The sequence below is a fragment of the Nocardia sp. NPDC004573 genome (assembly GCF_053602135.1).
The window spans coordinates 62,526-71,704 of record NZ_JBSGDA010000034.1; the positions used below are offsets into that span (position 1 = coordinate 62,526).

Sequence of the window (9,179 nt, forward strand, 5' to 3'; positions counted from 1 at the left end):
CACCCTCTCGACCCGCGACGACTCAGGTTCGCCAACGGTAGCAGACGGCCAGCCGGTGCACCCCTACCCGCGCGGACCCAGGGATTCCTCGACATGCGGGATAGCCCCCGAGGCAAACGCAGAACGACCGCGGGCGGTGTCATCGCGCGTCAACCGACTCAGCCGTGTCACCACCCCATGATCGGGGCTGAGTACGAGGTCTATGCGGGCCGCGCCCGCTCGAACGCTGCGGCTATCCCCGATCGGTTCCGGTCGCAGATGTCGTCTCCCGGGCTCGATGGCCGAGCGGCCAAGGAAGCGTCGGACGGGATGATATTGACTCCGACGTTGCCGGTCACGCCTTCGGTAAAAGCCGTGCAGGCTCTGCCCTCCCAGGCATTCAAAATGACGCGGCGGCCGACGGTGTCCGTGAGTGCGCGCGATTGTGGATTTTCGCCCCATGCCGGGATCGGTTCGCGCATCCAGCTCACCGAGACCAGCCCCTCTGTTTCCGAACCCCAACTGCAGGATTCCGCGACCACTCGACCGTCTTTCTCGTCGACTGTTCGATGCGGAGCCAGCCCTTGCTTGCCGACCGCGTGGAAGATTTCGTCCGGGGTCAGCAAGGCGCACACATCCAGGCCGGATATCGGGCTCACGCTTGGGACGGCAGAAGGAGGGGACGCCGGCGCGCCGTCTGTGGTCGTCACCGGTGCGGACGTATGTGTGCCATCGTGGTCCGGTTCGGAGCATCCGGTGATGGCCAGTACAACCATGGCCGGCGCAATCACTGCCGGGGAAATCCGGGCAAACCTAGACAAGCCAGCTCCTCTGCGTGCTGGGGTGGTCCTCGAAGTCATCCGGCCAATCGCTGGGCCCGACCGTATCGGGCTCCTGTCTCATGCGGCGGCCCGGGCTCTGCATCGTTCGGTCCGGGCGGGGCGATAGCAGTCCGCCCGAAAGCCCGCTCGGGGCCGTGGTCGCTGACGGATCGGGCTCACTCATGGCCCACGGCCATATGTATCGCGGCGACGACTTCAACGCGACCACCTCGGGCGGCAGGCCCAGCGCCAGGTGTTTTTCGATTTCTGGCCACGTGCAGTATCCGGCGAGGACTTGGGCGCCGTACTGCCGCAGTTGCGGCGAGGCGTCGGGTGCGGATGCCAGCCAGGTCATGAATTTCTCTTCGACCCGAATCGGCTGCACGATGTCTTCCAGGGACGCGTTGTCCAGCTGGGCGGTCGCTGTGGACAGGTCCGCGGCCGAAGCCATGAACGCTCGCAGGTGGGTCTCGACCTCTGGGTCGAGATGAGGGTCGATCATCCGTTCTCCCAGGGGTTGGTGCCGACGTCATAGCCCTGCTGGGGCACCTTCTGCTGGGTTTCGGCGCCGGCGGCGATTCGCGCGACATCGGAGCTGACGATCGCCGCCTGTTGCGCATTGACAGCGGTCTGCGTGAGCGGGGAGAGGTTTTCGTTGAGCCGAGCGAACTTGCCGGGTCCGCCGCTCTTGCTGCCGGTGATGCTGGACAGCAGGTTCTTGGCGGAGCTGACCAGGTTCTGAATCTTCTCCAGGAGGGGTTTGATGGTGTTCCAGACGCTCAGCACGATGTTGGCCAAACTCGCCACCTGATAGGCCGTCCCGACGACCGGCACCTTCTTCAGTGCCACCTTGACCACGCTCTTGCCGTCGGAGACGTCGACCTCGGCCTCCAGCATCTCTTTCAATTTGTTGGCGATGGCCAGGCACGCGTCGGTGACCTGCTGGACCAGCGTGGTCATCACGAAGTCGACCGTTCGGCCGACTGGTCCCCACCATTCCAGGGCGGCGCTGAGGTTTCGGCTGTGGTCCTCGAACGAGATCGCCGCCTTGCCGTCCCAATGGGAGCCGAGTTTGTTGACTCCCCACGCCAGATTCTTGGAGCTGTCCTCGAGCGCGGCTCCAGCGATCCGGTACGCGGCTCCGATCCGTTTGAGTTCGTTCCAGTTGCCGCTCAAAGGCTCGAAGAGCTGGTTGAGCGGACTCCACTCGTTGTTGGTGGCCTGCCGGATGCCCTGATTGAAGTCGCCCAGCCAACCACTCTTCTCTTCGATCTTGCGAACCAGGTCCTCTTCGATGGTGTCCGGAGGCCCCAGCGAGATCATCGTTGGAGCGGTATAGGGCACAGGGTTCGCATACGCGGCCGTCACGCCCTGCTCCGGACCGTCCGCAGCGGCCGGGACGGTCGTGGGGTATTCGAGGGTCGCCCGGTTCAGTGCCTCGTAGGTCTTCTGATCCTGCTCGTGGTACATCCACGCCGCGCGGTTGAGGTTCGTGCCCGAAACGGTGGCGATCGAGGCGAAATCGGCGAACCGCTGCCCGGTGAAATCAACCAGTTCATCGCAGGCGGGCACGATCTCGGAGATGATCCGACCCATAGGCTTGTTCGACGGGTTCGCATAGGTGTTGATATAGGCGGAGGCGTTGCGCAGGTCGGTGCCGATCGTCCCCATGAGGGCAGACATGCCCGCGATCTCGGTCGGTTCCGCTCTGAATACTTCTGTCATCGTCCTCTTCGCTCGGTGTACAGACGCGCACGGCGGCCGCCCTTGAAACAGGAAATATCTCGCTCTGAAACGAGCAGGCGAGACAGCCCATGGATGGGGGTCTCTGCGACCTTGTTACCCCTCCCCCTCAGACGGCCAGATACGTCAAAGCCGAACCTAACACACTGCGGCTCAAGCAATTCAGGACCAAACGCGCGCCGGGGAGACGGGTCAACCCAGAAGCTGCAGTGGTGCTCCGATTGTGGCTAGGGCGCCTTGGAACCACTGCTCGACCAGCCGCCGAAGGGTCGGGTAGGTGCCGTCCGCCTGCCTCAGTTGCAGGCCGAACACCGCTTTGCCCGTTGTAGTTCGAAACAGCCGTTGCAGCAGCGTGCGGTGGAGGAACGAGGCGGCGATACCGGCTGCCATGCCGGTCACGATCGGAGAGACGGCAGCGTCAGGGGATCGCCACATCGCGTACCAGACCAGTGCGCTCACAGCGATGTGCAGCAGCATGTCGATAACGAACGCAGCGACGAACAGAGGGAAACCGACCCGCGTGGAGTCACGGCCAGGTGGTCGTCGTCCTGTCATGAACTGGGTGGTGCCGGTGCCGGCTGTCCCAGCCCGCGAGGCGCAGTCCTGCACGGACGGCGGGTCCTCGAGCGGTAGTTCGCCACGGTCCGACATCCCTTCGGTGCGGGTCTCCGGTGAACTGGTGTTGCCGGTGTTCATCTGATCGAGTTCCCTCGCTGTACTGGGCCGCTACCTTCTGCGCCGCGGTCGTTTCGCCGACCGTGCCGAAGACACTGCGTTGCAGACTGTTCGGCAACGCACAAGGTATCCGAAGTCGACCGGACATGATCGCTCACAATGCTTCCGAAGCATCGAGGTGAGACAACCGGTCCATGGCTGCCTGCCGCAGCAGCAGAGCCTCGATCCACTGAATTTTCGTTGTCGTGTCTGCCTGTCTGCGCTGGGGGCAACCAACGAGCTGAGGATGACTCGCCGCCACCTGATCGGAGCGGTACGAATCGATCTCACGGCGTTGTGGTGTCGCGGGTTCGGGCTCGCATCTAGGGTGGCAGTGCAGTAACGAGTTCGGTGAGGGCTGGGACATACGACTGGGTTGGACTGATTTCCGAGGAGTTGGAACGATGAAGTTGGGCAAGATCTTGGCCGGGTTTGTGCTTGCTGCTGCGGCGGTATCTGTTGCTCCTGCCGTCGCCTCCGCTGATGATCCGGAGTTTCCGCGCAACGGTGTTATTCCGCCTGGGACCTACCACATCGGGCGGGGACCCTCCAATGTGATCGGGTCGCCTCTGGAGAACTGCGACCTGCAAGTGTTTGTGGACGGCAAGACGGTGGTGCTGGTTTGCGGTGGTTCCAGCCGGGGCGGGCATCAGACGCCGGTCGGGCCGGACGAGACGTATGTTTCGTTCGACTTCGTTCCGTTCGGGCTGGACCTGCATGACATCGACCCCCGGCAAGGGCTCTGGTCGGGAACGGTGAACATCGCCGGGACCCCGATCATCGCTCCGTACCCACTGGCGGCAGTTTGGCTCAGCCGCCGTTGATCCGGATTGTCGGTAGCGGGTGATTTTGCGTGACCTCCGTGTGTCGACACGACGACGGCCCGGACGTCGGGCTCGAAGCCGAAGTCCAGGCCGTCGCCTGTCTGCTACCCCAGACCCGCCGGTCATAGTGAAAGGTTGAACGCTTCGCCTGCGACGAACATCGTAAAGGCGTCCCATCTGCCCGGCGTAAAGGTCAAACTCGGACCAGTCGGGTTCTTCGAATCACGGACACCGACGCGACCATCAGCGAGCCAGGCGACTTCCACACACGATTCGCCACCACCGCTATAACTGGACTTGAACCACTGCCTACGGGATAGGTCGCCGGTCACTCGTATCTCCTTGCCATGGTTCGCAGTAGGTCTCTCGATGGCCGCTCCTGAAGCGCGGCGTCACGAAGGGCATCGAAAATATCTCGAAATCGTGCTACATCCTCATCTTCCTCGAAAATCATTGTGCCGATCGCTCCTTCGGTGTAGACGACCGACGGTTCTTGACGCAAGAAGTCAAGGATTATATAGGGCGGTATCGCTGATCCCGCCGGAAAGCCAGCGGTGAACGGCAGGATGCGGATTGAAACATTGTCCCTCGTACTCAGATCCGCAATATGCTGATGCTGTCTCGCCATAGTGCCTACGGAGCCGACTACGGTACGCAACACGGCCTCGTGCACGAGGAACTCTGCGTGCATCGGCCGGTGTCGGCGGGTAAGTATCGTGGATCGCTTCACCCGCAGTGCTACACGTCTCTCGATCTCGTCCGCAGTGGAGGTCGACGGAAAGGCTTCCACGTTGCGCGCATACTCGGCGGTCTGCAGTAGGCCGGGAATGACAAGCGACTGGAAGAAATGGAGCTCCGTTGCCGCCGCCTCCAAGTGGAGATACGTGTTGAAACCAGGGCGAATCAGACTCCGGTAATCCTGCCACCAAACCTTGGTGTTGGCGTGGACCACAAGCGACTTCAAGTATTCTGTCTGACTCTCCGATAGCCCGTAGTACTGGCAGATGAACTCGATGTCGCGAACCTTGACCTTCTCGTTCTGCTCCAACTCCAGCCGTCCGAGTGACGATCGGCTGATCTCCAGGACTTCGGCTACCTGCTCGAGGGTGTAACCGTTGGCCTGGCGCGCGTCGCGCAGTGCGCGGCCCAACTGGCGACGCGGCAGCGTCGTCCGGCTGATGTCCGACTTGCTACCGACCATTTCCGCTGTGTCCTCCCCTGCTCTCCCACGGTGTGGCATGTTTTTTCCCACGGCGAGAATCGATGTGCGCCCAACTCGGGAATCGCTCAGCGTGTATGCGCCGTTTGCCGCGCGCCTGCCGTTTCGAGCCTCCCGTCGTGAACACGCCCGCAGCATATGCACATGGCCGAACACCATGGAACAGAAAGCGATTCCGTCACCGATTCCCGCGCGTCGGAGCCGACTACGCGCGATTTCCGGCCGCCGAGGCACGGCGCTGGACCCCACAGGGACGGCGGCCGTGAAACACCGGACGCCCTGTTCGCCCTGCCTGACAGCTGCCGTCACGCCGACGTACAGCTGGCGCACGAGCAGATGCGGGCTCATCTGGCCTGCCGAAGCGAGCGGTGTGCGTGGAAGGCGGCGGCGTACCGCACGCTCGTATTCGCGGGACGGCTGACACCTCAGGCGGTGAGCCACCGTGAACGCGCCGCCGCACGTGGCATGCAGTTCCCGTCGCTCGACGAAGGTCGTAGCGCCGATCACCGCCACGATGTGCCCACGATTCAGGCCGTGCTGGAACGGTTGTCGGCGTTGGCGACGCCACCGGAATCCGCGCGAGGGTGACCCGATTGCATCGCACCACGGCGGGAACCGCGCAGGCCGGATGGCGGATAGTGGGGACCCGCATCGAAATCCTGTTCCTGCGTGACGACGCCGACCCGGCCCCGGCCTATCGGTTGCGCAACAACGGCGACACAGTGCCGATTCCGCTGGGCCAGAGCGGGTTCGTCGCGTTCGACGAGCGCGCACTTCCGGACCTGGCGCAGGTTCGCGAATGGTTCCCGCGCCACTTCCGGCTGTGGGACGCGGTACGCGCCCAGTTCTGGGCGGTTCTGCTGTCCGCGAGCAGGGCGCGAACACCGGATCCGGCCCCGAGCCGGCCCGGCGATCTCGCCTGACCGATTCCATCACCCGTGCGAGTACCGAGAGGGACATGCCCAAGCGACGAAACCGTCCGCGACCCGAGTCGCGGAAGCCGGCGAATTCCACCATCCGATACCCACCCCGCGCCACGATCGATTCGATGCTCGCGGCAATGATGACCGAGCGCCGCGCAGACGCCGCCGACACCGACACTGTGCACTTCTGGGGATTCGCCCACACCGAGAGCCGCGCCGCACACGACGCGGCCCACCTCCCGATAGTCCTCGATCCCGACGCCGAGCGCTCCCCCATCCTGGATTCCGCCGAAGGGCTGATCCGGAGATTCACCCGCCGTCTGTGGGGCTTCGGCCTCGCCTACCTGACGGTGGGCGAGATGTTCACCGGAGCCGACGGCGTGCCCCCGGACGCGATCCAGGCCGCGAAAACAGGCCGACTGAGCGAGCGCGCCACCTCCGACCCTGTCTGCGCCGCAACGATCTTCGATGCCCGCGGACGCGCTTACACCTGCTTGACCTACATCCACCTACCCGAACTCGGACCGACGCCCACCTGGGTGACCGACACCCGCGAGTCCACCGATACCTGGGTCGCTCTCTTCGACCAGCGCGCCGTCGCGGCACACGTCTGGGCGGCGGCCATAACTCTGGATCCCGACGCGAACCGCACCGCCATATCTCGCCTGCGGTCGCACTGAATACCGGAATTTCGGCAGGATGAATAATACGTTGGCCCGGCGGAAGTGCGTTGTTATGGTGTGGGCGTGAATTCTCCGGAGGCGTCCAGACGATAGCCGCCCGGCATATGTGCTGGGCGGCGTCGCGGGTCCAGAACTGCCGGTCGTAGTGCGATCGGCAGATTTGCCGCAATGCCGGACGATGTCGGTTTCTCCGCGGTCGGGCGACGGTTCGCCCGGATTCCGCGACCATCCCGGGCGCCGCGCCGGTCTGCGCGGCGCCCTGTATCCGGGGAGTTCTCCTATGCCCATTGTGGTGTTCGTGCTGGCTGTCGCGGTGTTCGCGCAGGGCACGTCCGAATTCATGGTGTCCGGGTTGCTGGAGCGAATCGCCGTCGACGTCGGCGTCTCGCTCGGTACTGCCGGTCTACTGACCTCGCTGTTCGCGGCGGGCATGGTGCTCGGAGCGCCGGCGATGGCGATGGCGGCGGGCCGATTGCCGGTCCGGCATTCGCTGGCGGCGTTCTTGGCGCTGTTCTGTGTGACCCATGTCGCCGGTGCGATGACCAGCGATTTCGCGGTACTGCTGGCGACCCGGGTCGTCGCGGCGGTCACCAACGCCGGATTCCTCGCTCTCGCGCTGGCGGCCCTGCCGCGCTTGGTCGCCCCTGCCGTGGTCGGGCGCGCGACCTCGGTGGTGGTGTCCGGGGTGACAGTGGCCTGCATCGCCGGTGTTCCGGCCGGGACGCTGCTGGGGCAGGTCTGGGACTGGCGCGCCGCGTTCTGGGCCGTCGCCGTCATCAGCGGCGCGGCGGTGATCCCGGTGTGGACGATGACGCCCCGCGCCGTGGAAGCCGGTGATCGGCCGGCCACGCGGGAGCCCTCCCTGCGGAAGGAGTGGGCGGTCCTCGGCGGACGTCCGGTTCGCACCGCTGTCCTGCTCGCGGTCCTGGTCAACGGGGCGACCTTCGCGGGGTTCACGTTCCTCGGCTCGATCACCGCCGGGCTCGGCGAGGCGGGTGGCCGTTGGGTTCCGGTTGTGCTGGCCTTGTTCGGCCTCGGCTCGTTCGCCGGTGTGACGTTCACCGGCCGCTCCAGCGACCGCCATCGTGAGCGGATCATCGAGCTGGGCACGAGCGGTCTCGTCCTCGTGTGGCTGCTGGCCGCGCTCACCGCGCACACGCTGCCAGGGGTGGCGATCATGGCGGCGATATCCGGGGCGGTCGCGTTCGGCGTGGGCTCCACACTGATCTCCACGATCGTGCAGACCGCCGCGCCCGCCGCACCGCGACTCGCGGGCGCGCTGGCCACCACCGCATTCAATATCGGCGCTGTTGTCGGCCCCGCCGTCGCCGCTGCGACTGTCGACCACACGGGTGAGCCCGCGACGGCGTTGTGGTGCGGCATCGTCTTCACGACGGCAGCGGTGACCGTCGTCCGCGCATCCCGACGCCCGGTCCCCGCTCCGGCCGCGGCGGCCACGACCGGAGAACCGATCGAGTGAATGTGGCGAATTACCGCTAATAGACTTGACGGAGCCCATATCGAGATGCCACTATAAACATGGGAAGACACAAGAAATCATGTGTCTATTTTTTGATGCCCTCGACATCGGTCTCATTTGGGTGTAATTTAAGGGCTTCGCGCCGGGTCGCGTGCTGTCCAACTCTCGAAATACGAATCGACCGTGGAAAGTGGCACTGTCTGCGTGCCACCTTCTACCCGTTGTTGTCGAGGCATGTTCGGGCACAGTCCAGCACGGTGCGTGATGAATACCGCCCACAGGACAAGCAGATATCGTGCCGACCACGCGAACGCGTGGGCGGTACGAGGTGCTGGAAGGACGCATCTTGACAGTCTCGACTCAGGCCGATGTCGATGCCGCAATGCCTGCCGACGCCGGTTCCTCCCGGGCGTCGAATCGGCTCTCGTTCGCGAAAATTCGTGAGCCACTGGAAGTTCCGGGTCTACTGGAGATCCAGCTCGATTCGTTCGAATGGTTGATCGGAGCGCCCGCCCGGCGCGAGCGGGCGGCGGCACACGGCGAGAGCGCGGGCGGACTGGCGGAAGTGCTCGCGGAAATCAGCCCCATCGAGGATTTCGCCGGGACGATGTCGCTGACGCTCTCCGAGCCGCGTTTCGAAGAGGTCAAGGCCTCGATCGATGAGTGCAAAGACAAGGACATGACGTATGCGGCTCCGTTGTTCGTGACGGCGGAGTTCATCAACAACAACACCGGTGAGATCAAGAGCCAGACGGTCTTCATGGGTGATTTCCCGATGATGACCGACAAGGGC

Annotated in this window: 10 protein-coding genes and 1 pseudogene; 5 read left to right on the plus strand and 6 right to left on the minus strand. The window is 64.4% G+C overall.

The annotated features are described in order from the left end of the window. Nucleotides 1-200: 200 nt before the first annotated feature. The 4 genes from ACWEKR_RS32880 to ACWEKR_RS32895 form a co-directional block, all read right to left on the minus strand. Nucleotides 201-839, minus strand: a complete 639-nt coding sequence (locus tag ACWEKR_RS32880; RefSeq protein WP_452357807.1) for a DUF3558 family protein — start codon at nt 837-839, stop codon at nt 201-203. Beyond that, the gene (locus ACWEKR_RS32885) at nt 793-1,302 is read right to left on the minus strand and encodes a hypothetical protein (protein WP_452357808.1); all 510 of its coding nucleotides are present in this window, start codon (nt 1,300-1,302) and stop codon (nt 793-795) included. Before ACWEKR_RS32885 ends, ACWEKR_RS32880 begins: the two co-directional genes overlap by 47 nt. Then, nucleotides 1,299-2,471, minus strand: a complete 1,173-nt coding sequence (locus ACWEKR_RS32890) for a hypothetical protein (RefSeq protein WP_452357809.1) — start codon at nt 2,469-2,471, stop codon at nt 1,299-1,301. The genes ACWEKR_RS32885 and ACWEKR_RS32890 overlap by 4 nt, the downstream gene beginning before the upstream one ends. Before the next feature lie 264 nt (nt 2,472-2,735). Then, nucleotides 2,736-3,239, minus strand: a complete 504-nt coding sequence (locus ACWEKR_RS32895; protein ID WP_452357810.1) for an RDD family protein — start codon at nt 3,237-3,239, stop codon at nt 2,736-2,738. 422 nt (nt 3,240-3,661) lie between these two features. Between ACWEKR_RS32895 and ACWEKR_RS32900 the strand changes: the two genes are divergently transcribed. Further along, entirely contained in the window at nt 3,662-4,081 is a 420-nt protein-coding gene (locus ACWEKR_RS32900; RefSeq protein WP_452357811.1) for a hypothetical protein, read from the plus strand. 122 nt (nt 4,082-4,203) lie between these two features. Here ACWEKR_RS32900 and ACWEKR_RS32905 read toward each other — a convergent pair whose 3' ends face one another. After that, a complete protein-coding gene (locus tag ACWEKR_RS32905) occupies nt 4,204-4,413 on the minus strand; it encodes a DUF397 domain-containing protein (protein WP_452357812.1) in 210 nt (69 codons plus the stop codon). After that, entirely contained in the window at nt 4,410-5,813 is a 1,404-nt protein-coding gene (locus ACWEKR_RS32910; protein ID WP_452357813.1) for a helix-turn-helix domain-containing protein, read from the minus strand. Before ACWEKR_RS32910 ends, ACWEKR_RS32905 begins: the two co-directional genes overlap by 4 nt. A gap of 80 nt (nt 5,814-5,893) precedes the next feature. Here ACWEKR_RS32910 and ACWEKR_RS32915 point away from each other — a divergent pair, with 80 nt between their 5' ends. The 4 genes and pseudogenes from ACWEKR_RS32915 to ACWEKR_RS32930 form a co-directional block, all read left to right on the plus strand. Beyond that, nucleotides 5,894-6,223, plus strand: a complete 330-nt coding sequence (locus ACWEKR_RS32915) for a hypothetical protein (protein ID WP_452357814.1) — start codon at nt 5,894-5,896, stop codon at nt 6,221-6,223. A 125-nt stretch (nt 6,224-6,348) separates the two neighbouring features. Further along, nucleotides 6,349-6,903, plus strand: a complete 555-nt coding sequence (locus ACWEKR_RS32920) for a hypothetical protein (RefSeq protein ID WP_452357815.1) — start codon at nt 6,349-6,351, stop codon at nt 6,901-6,903. A 283-nt stretch (nt 6,904-7,186) separates the two neighbouring features. Next, a complete protein-coding gene (locus tag ACWEKR_RS32925) occupies nt 7,187-8,386 on the plus strand; it encodes a Cmx/CmrA family chloramphenicol efflux MFS transporter (RefSeq protein ID WP_452357816.1) in 1,200 nt (399 codons plus the stop codon). Between the two features lie 328 nt (nt 8,387-8,714). Further along, a pseudogene (locus tag ACWEKR_RS32930) lies at nt 8,715-9,179 on the plus strand (DNA-directed RNA polymerase subunit beta); the annotation flags it as partial.

Bases quoted from the DNA above. Each gene is read 5' to 3' on its own strand.
- ACWEKR_RS32880 (WP_452357807.1), bottom strand. From the start codon at position 839: ATGACTTCGAGGACCACCCCAGCACGCAGAGGAGCTGGCTTGTCTAGG.
- ACWEKR_RS32885 (WP_452357808.1), bottom strand. From the start codon at position 1,302: ATGATCGACCCTCATCTCGACCCAGAGGTCGAGACCCACCTGCGAGCG.
- ACWEKR_RS32890 (WP_452357809.1), bottom strand. From the start codon at position 2,471: ATGGGGACGATCGGCACCGACCTGCGCAACGCCTCCGCCTATATCAAC.
- ACWEKR_RS32895 (WP_452357810.1), bottom strand. From the start codon at position 3,239: ATGAACACCGGCAACACCAGTTCACCGGAGACCCGCACCGAAGGGATG.
- ACWEKR_RS32900 (WP_452357811.1), top strand. From the start codon at position 3,662: ATGAAGTTGGGCAAGATCTTGGCCGGGTTTGTGCTTGCTGCTGCGGCG.
- ACWEKR_RS32920 (WP_452357815.1), top strand. From the start codon at position 6,349: ATGCTCGCGGCAATGATGACCGAGCGCCGCGCAGACGCCGCCGACACC.
- ACWEKR_RS32925 (WP_452357816.1), top strand. From the start codon at position 7,187: ATGCCCATTGTGGTGTTCGTGCTGGCTGTCGCGGTGTTCGCGCAGGGC.